This window comes from Bifidobacterium saimiriisciurei (genome assembly GCF_010667655.1).
Classification (GTDB): Bacteria; Actinomycetota; Actinomycetes; order Actinomycetales; family Bifidobacteriaceae; genus Galliscardovia; species Galliscardovia saimiriisciurei.
The window spans coordinates 194,795-215,764 of sequence record NZ_WHZU01000001.1; the positions used below are offsets into that span (position 1 = coordinate 194,795).

Below are 20,970 nucleotides of genomic sequence, written 5' to 3' on the forward strand. Positions count from 1 at the left end.
AGACGCATGAATCTCATGGAAAGAAAGGAGGAGTTGTCTCACAAGATATGCGGTTGAAAGCCTTATGTCCTTCGTCCGGGCCGCCGCGAATCCCGCACAGAGGAGAATGCGGGCCGTGGCGCGACCGTCGGTCCTGCGAAAGGGGCCAGGTCTGTCAGAGCACCGGGATGTGCATGCCGCCGTCGACGTTGATGATGTCGCCGGTGGAGTACGGGGTGTTGCCGGAGGCGAGGATGGACACGGCGCCGGCGACGTCGGCGGGCTTGCCCCAGCGGCCGATCGGGGCGCCGCCGTTGGCGAAGAAGGTGTTGTACTTGTCGTGCACGGTGGAGGTCATGCTCGTGGCGATGATGCCCGGGCGCACCTCGTAGACCACGATGCCTTCGGGGGCGAGGCGCACGGCCCACAGCGAGGTGGCCATGTGCACGCCGGCCTTGGAGATGCAGTACTCGCCGCGGTTGAGGGAAACCGTCTCGGCGGAGGTGGACGCCATGTTGATGATGGTGGCGACCGGCTGCTCCGGCGGCTCGGGGAGCTTGTCGAGCGGTCCGCGCAGCTCGATGACGCGGTTGGCGAAGGCCTGGGTGAGGAAGTACGGTCCACGCAGGTTGATGCCCAGCACACGGTCGAAGCTTTCGGGCGTGGCCTCGAGCAGGTCCTTGCGCTCCTTGGGGGCGACGCCGGCGTTGTTCACGAGCACATCGAGGCGGCCCCAGGCGTTCACGGCGTCGTCGAGGTAGCGCTTGTGATCGTCGAAGTTGTCGACGGAACCCTGCACGTAACGCACGAGGGAGTCGTCGCCGGCCTCTTCACGCAGCTCGGCGAGCACGTCGGTCGGCTCGTCCCACACATCGAGGATGGACACGGCGAAGCCGTCGGCAATCAGTCGCTTCGCGATTCCGAAACCGATTCCCTGCTTACCACCAGTAACAAGAGCAACTTTGTGCGTCATCGCAATCTTCTTAACGGTTTTCTTGCTGTCGTTTTGAACCATACACCATTTTGAAACCGGTTTCAAATCAAGTCAGAAATAATCCGCGAAACGCCGGAAAAATCGTCGCTTTCGAAAATTTATCTCCCAAACATACGACGTCTCCGAAATCAATCGGCACAACGGTTTTCAAAGCCTCGACACGCCGACGGCGAAGCAAATCATGGCAACCCGCCGTCGCGACACTCCGGAAAGGCATGGTATCGTGTTTTTCCAGCGATGTAACTAGTTACCTAAATGATGTTCGCATCGTCGGTTCCGCATCAGCGAGAATGGCCCGGACGCCCGATGTCCGGCCTGTCGACGACGGAATGACCGACGGCGAATGCCATACAGGCGACATCCTACATCCCCCACCCCGTTTCCCCTATGATTTGCAGCAGATGCAAAGGAGCATGATGAACATCAACGTCAAGAACGCCGCCGTCACCGACGCGCAGCAGAACTCATTCCCATGGAGGCCGTCGATAGCCCAGTTCTTCGGCACCATCGGCTTCTACGCCCCGTTCTTCGGCATCAGCGCCGTGCTGCTGCCGGCCAAGATCCAGATGATCGCCCCCGACCAGAAGGTCTCCATGGTGGCGAGCGCCACGAGCATCACGCTGCTCATCTCCGTGTTCGCCGGCTTCATCTGCGGCGCGCTGTGCGACATGACGCGCTCCCGCTTCGGCGCCCGCACGCCGTGGATAGTCGGCGGCGGCATCCTCGCCACCGTCTGCCTCGTCATCTTCGCCACGTCGTCGAACGCCACCGTCGCGCTGGGCGCATGGTACGTGTACGTGGTGTGGTACAACGCCGTCATGGCCGCCGCCATGGCGTGGATGCCCGACCTCATCGCCCCGAAGTACCGCGGCACGGCGAGCTCCATGTTCGGCGTGGCCACGCAGATCGGCCTCAACGGCGCCCAGTCGCTGGCCTCCCTCTACATCACCAACGTCTCCAAGGGCGTGTTCATCCTGCTAATCGTCGCCGACGTCGCGCTGATCCTCGCCGTCGTCATCTGCCAGGAGAAGTCGAACAAGCACGTTCCGCGCGAGCCGTTCTCCTTCGAATCCTTCAAGACGAACTTCCTGCCGCCGCGTCACGCCGGCCGCGACTACTGGTTCGCCGCGCTCGCCCGCCTCATGTACATGATGCCCGGCGGCATCGGCACCTACCGTCTGTACACGCTGACCGACTACATGCACACCCCGGCCGAGGCGGCCGCCAAGTGGATGAGCCTCATGGCCGCGCTGAGCCTCGTGATGGCCATCGTCGCCGCCGTGATCTCCGGCCCGCTGGCCGATAAGCTCAAGACCATCAAGGTGCCGGTCGCCGTGGCCGTGTTCCTGGTGGGCGTGCCCTGCTGGCTGCCGTTCTTCATCCCGACGCCGCTCATGTACACCATCTACGTGGCGCTCTCCGGCCTCGGCGGCGGCATCTTCGTCGCCCTCGACCAGGCGCTGATGACCTCCGTGCTGCCGAACCAGAAGAACGCCGCCAAGGATCTGGCCTTCCTCAACGTGGCCGGCACCATCGGCCAGATGCTCGCCCCGCTTCTGGCGGCGGCCGTGATCGGCATCTTCGGCTACATGGGACTGTTCCCGATGGGCTTCATCGTGCTGTCCATCGCCGCCGTCTCCGTGTTCGGCATCAAGGGCGTCAAGTGATCTGACTCTTACCACCCCTCCTTTTCGAGCGTTCCGCATGGTCTGCCAGCCATGCGGAACGTTTTTTCATGCGCATCCGTCTGTTCGCCTTTCATATGCATGAGACTTCCGGACACGATTCATCGATTGCCGCCGCATCTCATAATTCATGATTCGTTCCTATGATTCGCGCCGTGCACGAATCGGCATATGCACCGGCAATCGCCATATCGTGCCTCGGCCTTACGCAACATGACGCCTGCAATCGGCTTCCACACGGGTATTCCATCGGCACGATTCGCCGGTTACCGCGGCATCTCACGATTCGTGCCATACACGAATCGCAGAATATATCGATATCAGACGATTCGCCCCCTGATTTTCGCGTATCGAATCGTCTATTGCATCCATATCTCACGGTTCGTGAATACACGAATACGCGGATATCTCGGCATCTTGCGATTCGTCGGGAAAAAACGACGTCGATGGCAACGTCATAGTCAACGAGGCTCCTCCCGAAAAGCACTAAAGTCCCCAAACGCAAAAGGCTTCGCACCATATTGGGTGCGAAGCCTTTGAGGTATCGGATGCGCGACCTTTGCGCATCAATCAGTCAGGATTGTCGGCCGGGCCGCGATGCAGCCTGCGACACGGACCGGCCGTCAGTGCCGTTCGGCGTAGTCGAGGTATTTGAAGTCGGCGTGGGAGCCGTGGGCGTCCATGTCCTGGGCACAGATGCCGAGCATGGCGCCGGTGAACGCACAGCCCTTGATCGTGCGTTCCACATAGTCGTCGCTGATGTGGTCGGCGGGCTGGTCGCCGCCGAGCGGCTTCAGTTCGCCGTCGCCCAGCGCGTAGGAGAATTTCGCGACGGCGCCGCGCACCTCCACGTGCAGCTTCACCGGGTCGGTGCCGGAGATCTCCACCTGCTCGCAGCCGTACTCAAGATCCTCGTGGTCGCAGCGCAGGATCTGCAGCACGCGGGTGTCGGTGCCCTCGGTGTCGAAGGTGACGCACGTGTAGATCCAGTTCTGGGTGTCGTAGTAGAGAATCAGTCCGGCAAGCTGCTGGAAGTTCTTCGGCTGGAAGTCGATGACGGTTTCGGCGTCGAAGTCGAAGTGCTCCCAACGGCGGGCGAACAGGCTCTGCCGGTGCTGCGAGCGCAGGGACTGGCCGCCATAGAGGCGCAGCCAACCGGGACGGGCGGTGAGGCTGTAGTCCTCGCCGGCAACGAGCGCGGTGCGCAGGGTCTTGAGGCTCGGCGGGATGGCCGGGTCGGTGACGGAGGTGAGCGGGGTGGAGAGGGCGTCGGACGCGGCTTCATCTGCGGGCACGGCCAGAGCCGAGAAGTCGATGCGCTCAGAGTGGTCCGTCTTCTGCACCACGCCCTGCGAGATCTTCGGGGCGGGCACGTCGAGGTCGGGGCTGATGGTGTTGTTCTCCAGGCGCGGCCAGCCGTCCTCGGTCCAGTAGATCTTCTGGATGCCGGTCTCGCGGCCGAGCGTGCAGTTGCCGCGTTCGGTGAGCGGACGGCCGCAGATCTGGGTCACGTACCATTCGTCGCCGATCTGAAGGAAGCAGCAGTGACCCGACTTCTGCAGCGGGTTGGTCGGCTCGTCGCGCGCGGTGAGCAGCGGTGTGTACGGCGAATCCTCGAACGGGCCTTCGAGCGTGCGGGCGCGGGCCACGGTGGCGGCGTGCATGTAGCCGGTGCCGCCGGCCGCGCACAGCAGGTAATACCAGCCGTTGCGCTTCAGGATCTGCGGCCCCTCGCACACGCCGAGCTTGGTGCCCTTGTAGAAGTGCCTGCGTTCTCCGATGAGCTTCATGGTCTCCGGGTCGAACTCCTGGATCACGGTGCCGGCGAACAGTTCGTGGCTCGGACGGTAGTCGTAGAGCATGTTGAGGAACCACTTGCGGCCGTCGTCGTCATGGAAGATGGCCGGGTCGAAGCCGGACGCGGTCAGGAAGTGCGGCTCGCTCCACGGTCCGGTGATGCTCGGCGCGGTGATCACGTAGTTGAGCGTGTCCTTGAACGGCGCATAGGTCTTCACGTCCGTGTAGACGAGCCAGAACTTGCCGTCGGCGTAGCTCAGGTGCGGCGCCCACAGGGAGCCGGAGTCGTAGTTGCCGAGCAGGTTCACCTGGGATTCGCGGTTCACAGGCGCGGCGACCCACTCCCAGTTGACGAGGTCCTTGGAATGGTAGATGTCGATGCCCGGCCACCATTCGAAGGTGGATGTGGCGATGTAGTAGTCGTCGCCCACGCGCAGGGCGCTGGAGTCCGGGTGGAAGCCCGGCAGGATCGGATTGTGGATCATCGTGGTCATGGGAAACTCCTTTGTCATGAAATCACAGTAATACGGCCACGCCGTCGAAGTCGGTCAGGCCGCTGACGGTCAGCGTGCCGTCGGCAAGCGTCACGTTGATGCCGCTGCGGTGGAACGCGCGGGCGATGACGCTGGAGAAACCGGCATCCGCATCACCATCGTTCGCCTCGTCCAGCGAGATTGTCACGTTCTCCGGCGCATCGTGGAACGTATGCAGCACCACGAGCGTGCGGCCCTGCGCGTCGGTGCCGTGCTCGCCGCGGCGCACGATCGCCTGCCATCCGCGTGGATGACGGTAGCTGCCGAGTTCGGACCCATGCCATTCGCTCGCACCGTGATCGATGGTCGGCGCGGCGGCACGGTAGAAGTCGACGCCGCTGTGGATCACGTCGTTCTTCTCGCCGGAGAACGCGTTCGCGTCGCCGGAGAAGCAGAGACGGCCGAGCAGGCCGGAACAGATCTGATAGTGCAATTTGCTCGCCGGCTCCTCGTCACGCACCACGGCCCAGATCTGCGACTGACGCGGCAGAATCATGCGGTGCATGTTCGCGGCGATCACGGGGATCTCGTCGCATTCGTGCGCGTCGGAGAAGCTGGCCATGGCGCCGATCTCCATGAACGACTGCACGAGCCGGTGGCCGCCGGACGCGCAGATCTCGATCATCAGGTCCGGCAGTTCCTCGCGGATGCGGCGGAAGAAGTCCTGCGACGCCTGGACCTGCGAGTACAGGCCGTCGCCCAGCGACGCGTCCGGGTCGCCGGGGGTCTCGCAGCCGATGCCGATGGTGTCGTTGTAGTCGACTTTCATATAGTCGAATCCGTTGTCTCGCAACATGTCGATGACCTTGTGCGCAAGGTAGTCGCGGACCTCAGGATTGCGCATGTCCCACCAGCGGCGGTTGCCGGAGGTGATCGGCAGTCCGTCTCGCGTGAGCAGCCATTCGGCCTTGTTGAAGCAGTCGGGCTCCTGGCGTCCGGCGACCTCGAATTCGAACCAGATGCCGGCCTTCATGCCGGCCGCGTGGATCGCGTCGACGACGGGCTTCAGACCGTGCGGGAACGCGGTCTTGCTGACCTTCCACTTGCCGAATCGGCTGGCCGCCTCGAACGCGGCGTCGTCGAACCATCCGGCGTCGATGACGAAGTATTCCACGCCGAGCGCCTTGACCGCGTCGAGCTGTTCGAGCACGCTCTTCTCGGTGGGCACGCCCCAGGTGGAGCAGAATTCGTTGAAGATGATGGGCAGGTGGTTCTCGGATTCGGGAACGTCGAGATACCGTCGCACGTTGCCGGCCACGGCCTGCGCGGCCTGGTTCACGTCGCCGGCGACCACGGCGACGACGGCCTTGGGCGCGTCGAAGCGCTCGCCCGGCTTCACGGCGTGCGTCCACTGGCCGAATTCGCGGTCGGCGATGCCGCCGGACAGGCTCAGCCCGTCGTCTCGGCGGTAGGCCTCGATCTGCCAGCTGGAGGCGTGCGTGGTGGCCGCGGCCCAGGTGACGCCGGCGCGCTCATCGGTCAGTCCCACGAACGGTACCCATTCACGTACGGGGAAGCTGCCGACCGAGCCGAAACGCACGGAGTTGGCGGAGAATCGCTGCCAGCTGGGTTCGAGCTCCAGATCCTCGACCGGCTGGGAGAGCAGTCGTCCCTCGGCGCTCCATGTGCTGCGCATGCGGTGCAACGCCAGGTTCTCCGGGTCCAGTCCGGTGGCGAACGGCGAGAGCGAGCCGAGCGTGAAGCTGGAAAGCATCTCGAACGTGATCGATTCCACGGAGTCGTTGACGACGGACGTGCGGATCTCCACGGCCGGACTCTTCGTCGTCATCGTCAACCTGTGTTCGTAGTGCCAGCCGCGCGGGTCGTCGATGCGCGTGGTCACGGTGGTCACGCCGTTGTCGTCGGCGAGTGCGCGCGGCTTGCCGAACTCCATGCGCGCCACGGTCTGCGAGTTACGCATGGTGCGCCCCTGCGAGAAGCCGAACGGGTAGTCGTCTCCGATGATCTTGGCCTGCACGAGCGGTTCGGCGGCGCAGTCGTCGCGCAGGGCCGCGTCGACACCGCCATCGTTGCCGAGCACGTCGGACGGCACGAGCAGCAGTTCGACGATACCGGTTTCGGCGTCGCGGCGGTATACGGCCGTGGTCCCGCCCACGGTGGACTGCAGAAGAATCGTTCGCATATGTGTTCCTCGTGTTCCTTGTTTCAGTCGAATCATTGCCGTCGGCTCCCCTCGGTCAGACATTCGTCTGACGGCTACCCTCAGAGAGGGGAACCGACCGTGCAGCGGATTGAGAGGAGTGCGACCTCACGAATATCGCTTCCACGACCTTCCATTGACGCGGATGTTGTCAGCGGCCATGTCGTCGCAGCCGTCGGTGAGAATCGCGGGGCGTTCGTCGTCGTGCAGCGTGCGCAGCCGGACGTTCCGCAGCTGCAGGTCGGCCACGTTGCGCAGGTCCATGAACGACGTGCGCGACCAGTCGGGCCAGTAGTTTTCGCTGGACCTGCCTTCCGGCGCGACCAGTCGGTCGAGCACCTTCGGGTATTCGCCGGCGGGGATGTCGGACTGCTTCACGCCGCCGATGAACGTGTACCGGATGTCGCTGAGCGTCACGCCGCTAATCGGATGGCCGTCGGCCGCGTCGAAACGGATGCCGTTGAATCGCGGCGAGCCCATCACGTCGTCGGTGAAACGCATGTGCGTGTTCGCCATCTCCTCGTCGTCGACCGCCGTCAGATGCGAGATGTCGATGTTCTCGAGCCTGCCGATGGCCGGAACATGGTCGAGTTCGATGGACGTGCCGTAGTCGTCGGGCTCGAAGCGGTTGTTGAGGATCACGAAGATCGGACGGGTGACGTTGCGCATGACGATGTTGCTGACGCTGATGTCGCTGATCGTGCCGCCCTCGGTGCTTTCGATCTTGATGCCCTCGCGCCACACACGGTCGAGCGTGCAGTTACTGATCGTGACGTTGCGGATGTCGCCGATCGACTTCAGGCCGATGCGGATGCCGGCGCAGATGCCGGAGAACTCGCAGTTGGTCACGTGGACGTCGTGCACGGGCAGCGCCTTGCTGCTGGCCTGCAGGCAGAAGTTGTCGTCGGTGCCGCGCACGTAGCAGTCGGAGACGAACACGTGGGCGCAGCCGTCGAAGTCGAGGCCGTCGCCGTTGTAGCGCTTGTCGTTCCTGATGTCCACGCCGCGCACCCAGATGTATTCGCTGTCGAGGAACGCGGTGGTCCACGCGGCCGCGTTGTACAGGCGCAGGTTCTCGATGTGCACGTTGGAGCAGCGCAGCACGCGGATCATCATCGGCCGGTAGATGGAGCCCTCGTTGGGGAACGCCTCGGCCTGTCCCTCGATCATGCCATGGCCGATCAGACCGAAGTCGTGCGCGTCCTCGGCGTAGATGAAGCAGCGGTCGATGTTCGTCTCGTTGCGGTAGCGGTTGTGGTGCACGTCCGGCGAGTAGTCGGCGATGTTCGGGCTGGCGACGAGCCTTGCCGACGCGGCGACGTTGAGATACACGTTCGACTTCATGAACAGCGTGCCGGAGAGGAACGCGCCGTCGGTCAGACGGACCGTGCCGCCGCCGTTCGCGGCGCATGCGTCGATGGCCCGCTGGATGGCCGCGGCGTCGTTGGTCGTGCCGTCCGCCTTGGCGCCGTAAGTACGGGGATCAATCGTCATTGAAAGGTTCCTTTTGTGTTGTGTGGGATGGGTATGCACCTTTATGGAATCGCCTCCCCTCAGTCAGCCTGCGACTGACAGCTCCCCTCGACGAGGGGAGCCAGTGGAAGCCGGTCATGCTCTGGCTACCTCATGATTGAGGGGAGCCGATGGAAGCCGGACAGCCTCTCTTATTGGCTCCCCTCATGATTGAGGAGAGCTGTCGGCGCAGCCGACTGAGGGGAGTCGACGACACCTACTCGACCGTCACCCTGCGAACGCTCACGCCAGCTGGGCGTCGAGCGGCAGGTTGTCGATGGCGTTCCGCGCGGCCACGAGCGCGTCCTTGAGCGGCGCGACCTCGGGGTACCAGCGGCGCTCCCATTCGAGCGACAGCGGGCCGGTGTAGCCGCCGTTCTTCAGCAGACGGCAGCACTTGGCCAGCGGCACGCGGCCGGTGCCCTGCAGGACCGGGGTCTGGTCGCCGGGGAACGCGCAGTCCTTGATCTGCACGAGGCCGCGGCCGTTCGCGATGTACTGGCCGATGTATTCGAACGTGGTCACCGGGTCTTCGCCGACGCGCCACGGGTGGGCGAGATCCCAGATGGAGCCGACGCGGTTGCCGGGGGCCAGACGGTCGATTTCGGCGTGGATCATGGCGTTGCGCTCGCCATTGGTGTGCGAGTCGTGGGTTTCGAGCAGCGGCTGCACGCCGAGCTTGTCGGCCAGCGGCAGGGCCTTGACGATGATGGCGGCGCCGCGCTTGGAGATGCCGGCGAGATTCTGGCCGTCGGGCAGGGCGAGACCGGGCAGGCGGTCGGGGGTCCAGCACGGGTCGAGCGGGGCGGTCGGGAACACGCGCACGTACTGGGCGCCGAGCACGTCGGCCATGTGCAGGCAGTGTTCGAGGCTTTCGAGCAGTTCGTCCTCGGTGCGGTCGGGGTTGCACACCTGCACGCGGGAGTCGACGGAGAAGATGGAGACGTTGGCCTTTTCGGCGAGCTCGTCGCGCATGGCCTTGAGCTCGTCATCGGTGGAGGTCATGGTGAATTTCATTTCATCGCCGACCGCGACCTCGATCTTCGTAACACCGGTTTCAGTGAAGGTCTTCGCCAGTTCATCCATGGTGTCGTACGGCGCGCCGAGCGTGCTTGCAGCCAGTTCCCAAGCCATTGTCGCTTTCCTTTCCTAAGCCTCGTTGCTGAGGTATCGCAGGGCTTTGGGAAACATATGGTTCCGTCGGCCCCTATATCATCCATATCGGCCCATCGCGGCTCGTCGTCGTTTCTGACTCCCCGCCGTTTCTGAAACCGATTTCAAAAACAGTTTCAGTGTACACCAATCCACGCCCCGAAACAGCGGGTTTTGCGAAAATCGCCGTCGTACGACGCCAACGCGAATCCCGCGCATGACACGCACAAACGCATAGCGTCGAGCGACCGGTGCACAAACAGCGACCGGTGCACACACACGATACAAAACCACGACGCCCGGCGTCGACGCATGGCACGGAACGAATAATCACAACGAAATGTCGTTCCGTGCCAGAATTTCCTGGCACGGAACAGAAAAACAACAATGAAAACGACTCCCGTGTCACAGGTACGTGACAAGCTTGTCGATCGGCTTGCGACGCGCGTGTTTCGCCGACGGCTCGGCGTCGACGGCCGGATAGCCGAGGTCGAGCATGGCAACGACCCGCTCCTTGTCGGCCAGTCCGAACGCTTCACGCACCTTGTCGGGGTCGAACACGTTGACCCAGCAGCTTCCGACGCCGCAGTCCGTGGCGGCGAGCATCATCTGCGTGGTGGCGATGGACGCGTCCTCCACGCCGGAATCGTATCTGCCGCCCGGATATTCGAACACGTCGGTCATGTCGTACGTGACCATCAGCACGGTCGGCGCGCCATACCGGCATTCCGACAGTTCGTCGACCTTGGCGAGTCCCTCCGCCGAACGGATGACGTACACATGCTGCTCCTGCTGGTCGACCGACGTCGGCGCCAGACGACCGGCCTCGAGAATCGCATCCAAATCGGATTGCGCGACCTGCCGCGCATCATACTTCCGGCATGCATACCGCCGCGCAATCACATCGTTGAATTCCATCGTGCATATCCCCTTCCATCGCCATTCCGACGATTCCGGGACCCACTATAGGCGCGGATTACTGCGCGGAATCGCGCACGATCATACGGCCCTGCACGGTCTCGAGTCGCGACTGCGGCGGCTCCTCGCCGGCGCGCTTGGCCTGGATCTGCTCGTAGAGCATGGCGAAGGCGCGTTCGCCCATCTCGTTGAAGTTCTGCCGATAGCTGGTGAGCGCCGGCTTCCACAGGGGCGCGAACTGGCGGTCGTCGAATCCGACGACGCTCACGTCCTCGGGCACGCTGCGCCCCTCCTCGCGCAGGCCGTTGATGACGGCGATGGCGGTCTCGTCGTTGCCGGCGAACACGGCGGTCACGTCGTCGCGGCGGCCGAGCGCGCGACCGGCCTCGACGGCCTCCTGCAGATCGGCGGCCGAAACCCGCAGAATCTCGGGAATGGGCGCGCCGGCCTCGGTGAGGGCGTCACGCCAGCCGTTGGTGCGGGTGTTGCTGCTCGGGCCTTCGGCGCGCGCCACGTGATAGACGGTCTTGTGGCCATGGCCGAGCAGGTATTTCGTCATCTCCCTGCCGCCCTCGCGTTCGGAGTTGATGACCTGATACGGGCCCTCCCCCGCGTTGCCGCCGACGATGACCAGCGGCATGCCGTCGGGGATGTAGCGCAGCGCCTCGGCGCCGGCATGGTCGTATTCGTAGACGATGACGCCGGCGGGGTTGGAGCCGAGCGCCATCTGCACCATCTGCTGCACGTCGTCGATGTGGTGTTCGCTCAGCGTGGTGACGCCGAACAGGTAGTTCTTCGACTGCGCACCGCGTTCCACACCGATATTCGTCATGTTGGTGGAGAACGTGCCGGAGTTCGTGGCGAACACCATGACGGAGTCCATCTCCTTGTTCGCCAGTGCGCGGGCGACGATGCTCGGCTTGTATCCGAGCAGTTTGATGGCCTGCGCGATGCGCTTGCGCTTCTCCTCGTTCACGTTGGCGGTGCCGTTGAGGTATCGGGAGACGGTGGGCGCCGAGACTCCGGCGAGTTTGGCGACGTCCTTGATCACCGGCGTGCTGCGTTGCGCGTTCCTGGCCATGGTTGTGGACTCCTTGGATGATATATGCCGTCATACGGCGGCGGTACTGCATTCATGACCGTCGGCATGAAATCATTTCAGATTCCATGCCGACGATTGGAATGTGGCTTATTATTTCAAGCCATGCTGACATGACCGACAGTCATGTAAGCGATTGCCTCACGCTTCCTTGGCGGCGAGCGATGCCTTCAGCGCCGGGGCGACGGAGACGGCCGGGTCGAGCAGCGGGATGAGCGTGGCCTGCGTGGCGTGGTACAGGTCGGACTTGCCGGGCCACACGGTGGTGAGCACGTGGTTGTCCTTGTCGAGCTGGTGGAACCACGAACCCTTCTCGTGGTCGACGAGGTATTCGTCGATGTACTGCCAGAACCTCGCGTACCAGTCCTTGTACTCCTGCTTGCCGGTGACCTTGGCGAGCGTGGCGGAGGCGTTGACGGCCTCGGCGAGCGTCCAGTGCATGCGGTCGGTGACCACGGGGTTGCCGTCCCAGTCGGTGGTGTAGGCCAGTCCGATGGTGCCGTCGCGGTTCCATGCGTCTTCGAGCGCGCGGTTGAACAGATGCTCGGCGGCGTCGACGAGCGCCTTCCTGCCGGCGTCGTCACGGTCGGAGCTCAGCGCGTACTGGGTGATGAGTCGCGACCATTCGATGCCGTGGCCGGGGGTGGCGCCGAACGGCTTGAACTGGTCGTCGGGCTTGTCGCGGTTGCAGTCGAGGTCGGGCTGCCAGTCCTCGTTGAAGTGCTCGGGGATGCGCCACTCGTTGTTGGCGGCCCAGTCCACCACATGGTCGATGATGCGTCCCGCGCGACGGCGGTACTCCTCGTCGCCGGTCACGTCGGCCACGGCGAGGAAAGCCTCGGTGGTGTGCATGTTGGCGTTGAGGCCACGGTACGGGTCGAGCTTGGTGAACTCGGTGTTCCACGTGTCCACGGCCAGGCCGATCTCGTCGTCCCAGAAGTGCTTGTTGTAGGCATCCAGCGCCTTCTCCAGCAGTTCGGGGCCCTTCGGACGGCCGATCAGCGTGGCGGACGTGCCTGCGAGGATCACGAAGGCGTGGGCGTAGCAGATCTTGTCGGGCGCGGGCTTGCCGTCCCACGTGATCTCGGGGTACCAGCCGCCGTTGGCGTCGTCGTGCAGATGGCCGAGCAGGCCTTCCACAGCGGCGTCGACCAGTTCCTCGGAACCGGGGTGGCCGAGCAGGGTGCCCAGCGAGTACACGTGCGCCATACGGCAGGTGATCCACGTCTGGATGCCGTGCGAGGGGTCGGGGTTGCCTTCGTTGTCGAGCCAGGCGGAGCCGCCGCCGGGCGCGGGGAACCTGTGGCCGAAGCCGAGCAGGTTCTCGGTCTCGCGCTTGAGCAGCGCGCGGTTCTCGTCGGTGCCGTATTCGTATTTCTTATCCATGACGGAAACGCTCCTGTCCGGTCAGGCCAGCGGGTTGGCTTCGAAGTGGATCGGCGGCTCGCCGGCGGCGATGTGCTCGAACTCGGCGAGCACGGAGGCGCCCATGCGGTTGAGGTCGCAGCCCATGGAGCCGGCGATGTGCGGGGTGAGCACCACGTTCGGCAGGTCCCACAGCGGGCTGTCGGCGGGCAGCGGCTCCTCCGGGTCGGTCACGTCGAGCACGGCGCGGATGCGGCCGGAAACGAGCTCCTTCTCGAGCGCCTTGTGGTCGATGACGATGCCGCGGGCGGAGTTGAGCAGCAGGGCGCCGTCCTTCATGAGGCCGAGCTCGTGCTCGCCGATCATGCCGGCGGTCTGAGGGATGCCGGGCGTGTGGATGGAGACGATGTCGGACTCGCGGAACACCGTGTCGAGGTCGACCTTCTTGGCGCCGTACTCGGCGGCCTCCTCGTCGGTGAGGTGGCGGCTCCAGGCGATGACGTTGAAGTCGAACGGCTTGAGCATCTCCATGAAGTCGCGGGCGATCTGCGCGGTGGCGGTCACGATGCCGATGGTCTTGCCGTAGGTGCCGGCGTCGGCGTAGTTGACCTCACGGTTGATGTAGGCGCGGGATTCGCCGTACTGGTGCTGGGAGAGCGTGTAGTCCTTGCTTTCGAGCAGGGCCACGCCGAGGCAGTATTCGGCCACGGGGATGGAGTTGGCGGCCTGCACGTTGGTGGCGAAGATGCCGCGTTCCTTGGCGATCTTGCGGGCCTCGTCGGTCAGGCCCTTGTAGGCGACGCCCTGGGCGGCGATGATGCCCTTGAGCTTCGGCATGTTGTTCAGCGCCTCGGCGGTGACCTGCGGGGCCTCCCAGCCGTACCACAGGTAGTCGGCGTCCTTCATGCGCTCGAGCGCGGCGGGGTCGGAGAAGTCGGTGATCTCGGTGTGCTGCTCGATGTTGGCGATCTCGTGCAGACGCTTCCACATGGGCTCCGTCAGCAGCTTCTCGGGCAGGCCGGGCTTGATGGACATGACGACGTTGAATTTCTCGGACATGACGCTCCTTTGCAATGTCGTTTCACCGGACGGTCATTTTTTGAAATTGATTTCTTACAATCAATTCTCTTTCCGCCTTGAAAACACTGTGTTCTGCGATTTTCATGAATTATTATATGAAACCGATTTCAGAATTGCAAACGCGACACGTCGCCGTCGTCGAATCATCGAGGACCAGTCTCCATTCCGACGGTTTGCGCAGGGAAGCCCCCCAGAACGCGGGAAAGCATGCGGAAATGCCGGCGGCGCCCGTTTCAGACGTGCACGTCGGCCGCGTATTCGCCGACATGCACGTTCAGTTCGCCCAACGTGCGGCATGGGCGCCCGCCACGCGTCACATCGACGAACCGCACATTCCTCACCATGCGCGCCCCGTCGAAGCCCGCGATAAGCGACGGCTCCTCCCCCGAACCATCGGCGATCTCCACGTTTTCCACCGTCACATGCTCGACGCCGCGGCCGGGGATGGGATTGTAGTCGGGGTTTTGCCTCACGCGGAAGTCGAACACGCGGCCATGGCGGAACGATTCGACGCGGACGCCGCGGTAGGCGATGTCTCTCGCAAGGTTGCCGTCGCCCACGTTGATGGCCATGACTCCGAGGTATCCGGGCTGGTATTCGTTGTGTTCGAGCACGTCGATGTTCTCGAACGCCACGTTCTCGATGATGTCGCCCCCATGCAGGTAGTCGCCGTGGGTGCCGATCATCGTCGGATGCGCCACGTCGGACCACAGCACGCAGTCGCGCACGGCGACGTTTCGGGTGTCGCCCCGATATTCCCAACGGCTGCCGTAGATGGCGATGCAGTCGTCGGAGGTACGAAGGAAGCACCGTTCGATGGTCACGTCGGAGCACGACATCATGTCGATGCCGTCGCTCCATCCTTCGCAGCTGAACGATTTGAGGTCGCGGATGACAACGTCGCGGGACGAGCCGAGCATCACCGTGTAGTGCGGCGGGTTGATGCAGCAGATGCCGGCGATCTCCACGTTTCGCGAATTCGCGACGGCGATGGCGCAGGTGCCGGCGAAGCGCTTGAAGTCGGCGAGATGGAGGATGCCGCGGCCCATGACGCGCACGTCCTCGGCACAGTCGACGCGCAGCGCGCCCTCGACCACGGCCCCGCCTTCCAGAATCAGCGTGGTGTGCGACGGCAGGTTCATCACGCCGTCCTCGATGAGGTAATGCCCCGGCTTCACTCGGATGACGAGTCTGCGGTCGGGCTCGATGGATGACGGGGCTTCATTGAAGTCGCCCGTATCATCGGCAGTTACATCGTCGGCATCGTCGCCGCAGAACCGCGTGCCGTCGAGATAGCCGGCGTCGAGAGGACGGCCCCGGCGGATGTTCTCCAGTTGCAGCAGCACATCCCGCCCCAATGTATTCGGCCCGTCCATGCGCCCCTCCACGACGACGTCGGCCTTGTCGCCGGGACGTTCCAGCGCGTCGACGTCCGCGATGGAGCCGGCGAAGAGATGAAGATTATGACGACGGTCGCAGTTGAGCTCCACCGACAGGTTCGCCGGCCGGTCGAGCCGGAACGCCACCCTCCGCGGCTCCACTTGCGGGGCAATGCCCAAGACAAGCGGTCGGATGTCCGCCGTATAGCAGTACCACCAGCCGGGACGTGTGACCTCGACCTCCACGACGCCTTCGAAGTCGAAGTACGCCATCGACGCCTCGGAGACGTCGTGCATATCGACCTTCACGCGGTATGTGGGCACCTCATGCCATGCATCGTCGCCGACGGTTCGCACGCGCACGATCAGATCGTGCTGCAATACGGCGCCTGCGGGCACCGGATACATACGAATCGTGGAATCATCGGAAGACGGAATCATGACGGCCTGCTCCTGTCAATAATCAATCGGAAAAATGATGGACGGCCCCGTTCGGGAGCCGTCCATCAGGGGAATCACCGGGAATCACTGGGCCTTACGACGCAGGGACAGTGCGATGCCGGCGGTCAACGCGATGACGGCGAGCGCCGTCACGCCGATGACGGATGCACCGGTGCGGGAGAGGCGGGCACTGTTGCCGGAGGCGTTGCCCTGGGCATCGGTCTTGCCGTTCGCGGCGTTGGAACCGTTGCCGGAGGTGTTGCCGCCGTTGGGCTTGGTGCCGTTCTGGCCATTGGAGCCGTTGGCGCCGGTCGAACCGTTGTTGCTCGAACCGTTGTTGCCGCTGTTGTTCGAGCCCGAACCACTGTTGTTGTCGGTGTTCTCGTCGTCGCCCGGCACCTTGACGGCATCATGGTAGGTGAACTGCAGCCAGTTGGTGGTCTTGGTGTCGGCTGCGGCGGCCGGGGTCGCGGCGGTGCCGAGTCGCAGCGCCGGCGCGCACTTGGTCACGTCGGGCTTGTCGGTTGCGCACGAGGCGTCGGATCCGACGACCGTCTGCTCCACCATGCGTCCGTCATGGCTCAGGTAGCTGATGCCGATCCAGCTGGTCATGGTGAACTTCTCGTTCGCGCCCACCTTGTCGGCGGTGGCGGTGATTGGGTTGGTGCCGTCGGCGGCCTGCTCGCCCACGCTCAGGTACTTGCCGGTCTTCGCGTCCTGCACGGAGTAGGTCTCGTCGGCGTTGGTCACCAGACGATACACGTCGGCGTCCTTCTGCCTGGCGGCGACCTTCACCGAGCCGTCGGCCTGGGTGGTGAAGTAGGAGTTCGTGGTCTCGGTGGTGTAGTTCTTCGGCAGCACGCCTCCGGTGATGGAGTTGGAGCCCTCGGGGACCTCACCGTACTGGGCGATGGCGTTCCATGCGGTCTGGTACCACGGCGCGATGCGCGTGCGGATCTGGAAGTACGGCTTGGTCGTGCCGGCCTTCTCCGCCTTGCCGTTGTACGAGGTGAGCGTGTCGAAGTTGAGGTTGTCGTAGTGCACGAAGCCCTCGGGACGGCTCGCCGCGGCGGCCTTGGCCATCCACGTGGTGTCGACGCCGGGCACCTTGGAGTAGTGCGCAAGCGCGGTCTCGTAGATCGGGCGGAGCTGGCCGCGGTACACGCCCTGCTCCTCCATCGTGCTCCACTTGGCCCAGTTGTCGGTGCGGCCGAAGATGTTGTCGATCGGCTGCGCCTTGAGTTCGCCTTCGCCGCTGAACATGTTGTACTGGGCGGCCCAGTTGTAGGCCTTGGCGAGCTTGTTGTTCTCCAGGCCCCACAGGTCGTCGCCCTGCTGTTCGGCGATGGCGCAGATGTCGCCCATGGCGCCGACGCCGAGCTGGCCGTGCGCCTGGTCGCGTGCGGATTCGGCGGTCTGGCCCCAGTCGCTCACGTAGTTGACGATCGATCCGTTGATGTACGGGCTCTTGTACATGTTCACGGCGTTGTCGTAGATCTCGGCGTTGTCGGTGGCCACGCCGATGGCGATCATGGTGTTGATGGGGATCACGTCCCAGTTGCCGTTGGCGTTCATGGGGGCGCCGCCGTCCTGGATCACCGGGTAGACGACGTTGAGCAGCAGGTTCTGGAACCTGGCGAAGTCGGCGGCCTTGTAGACGCTGTATCCGCCGTCGTAGTAGCGCACGATCTCGGCCGCGTTGATGAGCTTGTCGGTGGAGAGGGATGCGCCGAGGATCTGGTCGCGGCCGTCGAGGATGTCGAGCTTGTCGGACCAGCCGTTGAGGATCTCGACGGTCTTGTCGGCGTACTTGCTTTCACCGGTGACGACCCATTCCAGGGCGTTGAAGTAGGCTGCGGCACTGGCCTTCTCGTAGTAGGCGATGTTGCCGTGGCCGGGCTGGTCGCCGCGGCCGACGCCCTCCTGCGGGGTGTCGACGAAGTCGGCGGATGCGGTGTTGTCGGGCGCGGTGTTCTTCAGACGCAGGTAGTCGGAGTACCAGGGGTCCTCCTTCTTGGCCACGTGCTCCTTCATGGCGTCGAGCTGCTGCTCGCTGAGCGTGACGCCGGGGTGGTTGAACACGCGTACGGTCACGTCGTCGCTGGCCTTGGCGGCGCCGTCGGCGTAGTTGACGGTGACGGTTCGGCTGCCGGCCTTCAGTCCGGTGACGGTGGCGGACAGCACGCCGTCGGCGCTGGTCACGGTGGCGCCTTCCACGCTGTAGTGGCCGGCGTCGGCGTCGCCGTTGACGGGCGTCCATTGCACGGTGGCGCTGGTGCCGTTCACGGTGGCGTGGGCTTCGAGCAGGTCGGCCGGGGCCTCTTCGAACGTGTACTTGTACACGTGGTGGTCGCCGGCGACGGCGGTCATGCCGTTGTCGGTGGCCTGCACCGGGGACTGCGCGCCTTCGGCCCCGTCGCGCAGCGAGTTGAGGTGCGTGGCGATGGCGATCTTGCCGGCCTTGGCGTATTCATGCAGGTAGAAGCGTTCGTTCCACAGCACGGAGGATGCGGTGGCCTTGACCTCGTAGGCGTTGCCGGACATGTTGTAGTACGGCTGGTTCTTTGCGGTGCCGTAGTTCTGGATGGTCAGGTACTTGCCGTTGGCGAGCGACTTGATGGCGTAGGTGGTCTGCTGGGCGCCGCCCTTGTCGTCGTACTCGGATGCGGTGTAGTCGTAGCCGTAGATGGCGAACAGCGAGGCGTTGTCCTTGGAGTCGACGGTGGTGACCGCGCCGGTGCTCTTGTTCACCGCAAGGTATTTGCCGTCGTCGGTCCTGATGTTCACGATCTTCTGTGCGGTCTCGCCGTTGGCGATGTATGAGGAGAACGGCGTCTTCACGGCGAGGTCGACGGGCTTTTCGTCGTCGGCGTAGGAGGCGTCCACGTAGGGCCGGAGGCTGCCGTCGTCGGCACGGGTGGAGTAGAGGTCGGAGCCGGTGGTGCCCTCGGTGGACAGGCGCAGGGTCATGGTCTTGTCGCCGGCCGCCTTGGCGTCGTTGACGAGCTTGGTGATGTCGATGCCGAAGGAGACGTTGCCGCCGGCCATGTCGACGCTCACGGAGTCGGTGTCGCCGGCGATCGGCTTCGTGGACCAGGTGATGTTGCTTTCGCTCCATGCGGTGTCGGTGTCGGCGCCGTCCTTGCTCAGGTTCTCGCTGGCGCGCTGCACCTTGAGCGTGTTGGCGGCGTTCTTCTTCGACATGTTCAGTGTGACGGATTTGGCGTCGGGCCTGATGCCGGAGAGATCGAGACGCATGTAGGAGTCGATGTCGTTCTTGACGATGAGGGCGCCGTCGGCGTGGGCGTTGCCGGCGTCGGATCCCCAGACCCATGCGTTGTCCTTGATGACGTCGTCCACGGTGTCCGCGTATGCGGCGGTTCCGGTGGCCGCCAGTCCCACGGCGGCCATCATCGCGCCGCTTACCGCGACGCCTATGGCCGCGCCGCAGATGGTTCTTGCTTTCTTCAATACCGTCAATGCAGTACCCTTCCTCCCGACGGCCGCTGCGCCGCCGGATTCGATGTGCGTTCTCGTTGAACCACATTCCGCCCTACCGGAGAACATCTATGTAACCGGTTTCAAAACGGACTATCCCAGTATACACCGCCGAATGCGCCGACGACTTCGGACGATTGCAAAAAGACGACCGAGCTCGGGAAAAGCGTCGATTGCCGGAAGAGGACGATGAAAACCGGCTAGCGCCGAGGCAGCGAATCACGCAGGATGACGTCGGGCTTGGCATGCAGGAAGATGAGGCGGTGGCCCAGCCCCCGGTATTCGTCGTCACCGAGCAGAATGTTCTCGACAGCGGCGGCGCCCATGCCCTGCAACGGCAGGTGCACGGTGGTCAGAGCCGGGTAGACGTCCACGGCGTAGGGGATGTCCCCGAATCCGGTGACGCCGATCTGCCGGCCGGGTTCGAGGCCGGCGGTGCGCAGCGCGGTCATGGCCCCGATGGCCATCACGTCGTTCAACGCCACGATGCAGTCCGCGCCGGAGCCGTCATACAGCGCGCCCTCCCCCGGCAGCAGCAAACGGTCGCGAATCATCTGCGACACAACCGCGAAACCGGTCTCACGGCGGAATCCCCCGTTGGCCACGGCCCGGGGGTCGATGTCGACCCCGCTCTCGGAAAGCGCCTTGACCACACCCCTGTAGCGCTGTCCGGACGAGCGGTATCCGTCGTTGCCCTTGAGGATCACGGGACGACGGTATCCGGCATCCGCCAGCAGCCTCCCGATGGCGTATCCGCCCTCTTCGTTGCCCACGTCGACGGCGGGGAACGGCATGTCACGGTCGAGGATGAACACGACGCGCCCGCCGGCGTCGGCATAGCGCTTCAGCTCCTGTTCGAGCTCCTGACGCAGGTTGTCGTTGACGTTCTCGCTTTCCGAGATGACGATGCCCCTCGGCCGGGAGGCGATGAACCCGCGGATGCGTTCGAGCTCCTCGGCGCCGTCGGACGCCACGCCGATGGAAACGTCGACGCCGCGTTCGGAGGCCGCCTTGACCACACCTTGCGAGACGCCGGCGAAGTACGGGTCGGAGATGTCGGAGACCAGCAGCGCGATATTCGAGGATGTCCCCTTGGCCACGGCCTGCGCGAAGGCGTTGGGCCGGTAGTCGAGCCGCCGGGCGGCCTCCGCCACCTTGGCGTAGGAGTCCTTGCGCACCTTGCGCGTGCCGCCGTTGAGCGCACGCGACGCGGTGGCGATGGAGACGCCGGCCTCCCTGGCCACATCCATGAGCGTCGCCGCCTTGCCCTGATGATCCGTCGTCATCGCCGTTCATCCTCCATGTGATCGATACATGTGATTGATACCCGCCCGGCACATCGCCACATCTCTGCGGAAAACGATTGCCACGCCAATG

At 64.1% G+C, this 20,970-nt stretch carries 13 protein-coding genes; 1 reads left to right on the forward strand and 12 read right to left on the reverse strand.

Going from position 1 to position 20,970, the window contains the following annotated elements; translation table 11 throughout:
• Nucleotides 1-154: 154 nt before the first annotated feature.
• The gene (locus GFD18_RS00715; protein WP_100509885.1) at nucleotides 155-952 is read right to left on the reverse strand and encodes a 3-ketoacyl-ACP reductase; all 798 of its coding nucleotides are present in this window, start codon (nucleotides 950-952) and stop codon (nucleotides 155-157) included.
• A gap of 434 nt (nucleotides 953-1,386) precedes the next feature.
• Between GFD18_RS00715 and GFD18_RS00720 the strand changes: the two genes are divergently transcribed.
• Nucleotides 1,387-2,640 carry an MFS transporter gene (locus GFD18_RS00720; RefSeq protein ID WP_163200070.1) on the forward strand — a complete coding sequence of 418 codons (1,254 nt, stop codon included), beginning with the start codon at nucleotides 1,387-1,389 and terminating at the stop codon, nucleotides 2,638-2,640.
• Nucleotides 2,641-3,281: 641 nt separating this feature from the next.
• Here GFD18_RS00720 and GFD18_RS00725 read toward each other — a convergent pair.
• The 11 genes from GFD18_RS00725 to GFD18_RS00775 form a co-directional block, all read right to left on the reverse strand.
• Nucleotides 3,282-4,949 (reverse strand): glycoside hydrolase family 43 protein, encoded by a 1,668-nt coding sequence (locus tag GFD18_RS00725; protein ID WP_204313997.1) that lies wholly within the window; start codon nucleotides 4,947-4,949, stop codon nucleotides 3,282-3,284.
• A 22-nt stretch (nucleotides 4,950-4,971) separates the two neighbouring features.
• Complete coding sequence (locus GFD18_RS00730) at nucleotides 4,972-7,131, reverse strand: glycoside hydrolase family 36 protein (RefSeq protein ID WP_163200071.1); 2,160 nt, start codon at nucleotides 7,129-7,131, stop codon at nucleotides 4,972-4,974.
• A gap of 126 nt (nucleotides 7,132-7,257) precedes the next feature.
• On the reverse strand, nucleotides 7,258-8,643 hold the full coding sequence (locus tag GFD18_RS00735; RefSeq protein WP_163200072.1) for a glycoside hydrolase family 28 protein: 1,386 nt from the start codon (nucleotides 8,641-8,643) through the stop codon (nucleotides 7,258-7,260).
• A 261-nt stretch (nucleotides 8,644-8,904) separates the two neighbouring features.
• A complete protein-coding gene (locus GFD18_RS00740; RefSeq protein ID WP_163200073.1) occupies nucleotides 8,905-9,795 on the reverse strand; it encodes a sugar phosphate isomerase/epimerase family protein in 891 nt (296 codons plus the stop codon).
• A gap of 423 nt (nucleotides 9,796-10,218) precedes the next feature.
• Nucleotides 10,219-10,731 carry a nitroreductase family protein gene (locus GFD18_RS00745; RefSeq protein ID WP_163200074.1) on the reverse strand — a complete coding sequence of 171 codons (513 nt, stop codon included), beginning with the start codon at nucleotides 10,729-10,731 and terminating at the stop codon, nucleotides 10,219-10,221.
• 58 nt (nucleotides 10,732-10,789) lie between these two features.
• Nucleotides 10,790-11,812 carry a LacI family DNA-binding transcriptional regulator gene (locus GFD18_RS00750; protein WP_163200075.1) on the reverse strand — a complete coding sequence of 341 codons (1,023 nt, stop codon included), beginning with the start codon at nucleotides 11,810-11,812 and terminating at the stop codon, nucleotides 10,790-10,792.
• 159 nt (nucleotides 11,813-11,971) lie between these two features.
• A complete protein-coding gene (locus GFD18_RS00755; RefSeq protein ID WP_163200076.1) occupies nucleotides 11,972-13,216 on the reverse strand; it encodes an AGE family epimerase/isomerase in 1,245 nt (414 codons plus the stop codon).
• Between the two features lie 21 nt (nucleotides 13,217-13,237).
• The gene (locus GFD18_RS00760; protein WP_163200077.1) at nucleotides 13,238-14,254 is read right to left on the reverse strand and encodes a hydroxyacid dehydrogenase; all 1,017 of its coding nucleotides are present in this window, start codon (nucleotides 14,252-14,254) and stop codon (nucleotides 13,238-13,240) included.
• A 254-nt stretch (nucleotides 14,255-14,508) separates the two neighbouring features.
• Nucleotides 14,509-16,095: a glycosyl hydrolase family 28 protein gene (locus tag GFD18_RS00765; protein WP_163200078.1), complete on the reverse strand. Its 1,587-nt coding sequence runs from the start codon at nucleotides 16,093-16,095 to the stop codon at nucleotides 14,509-14,511.
• Nucleotides 16,096-16,179: 84 nt separating this feature from the next.
• Nucleotides 16,180-19,566, reverse strand: coding sequence for an alginate lyase family protein (locus GFD18_RS00770; RefSeq protein ID WP_163200079.1), 3,387 nt, complete (start codon nucleotides 19,564-19,566; stop codon nucleotides 16,180-16,182).
• Nucleotides 19,567-19,793: 227 nt separating this feature from the next.
• Complete coding sequence (locus GFD18_RS00775; RefSeq protein ID WP_225432822.1) at nucleotides 19,794-20,879, reverse strand: LacI family DNA-binding transcriptional regulator; 1,086 nt, start codon at nucleotides 20,877-20,879, stop codon at nucleotides 19,794-19,796.
• Nucleotides 20,880-20,970: the final 91 nt, after the last annotated feature.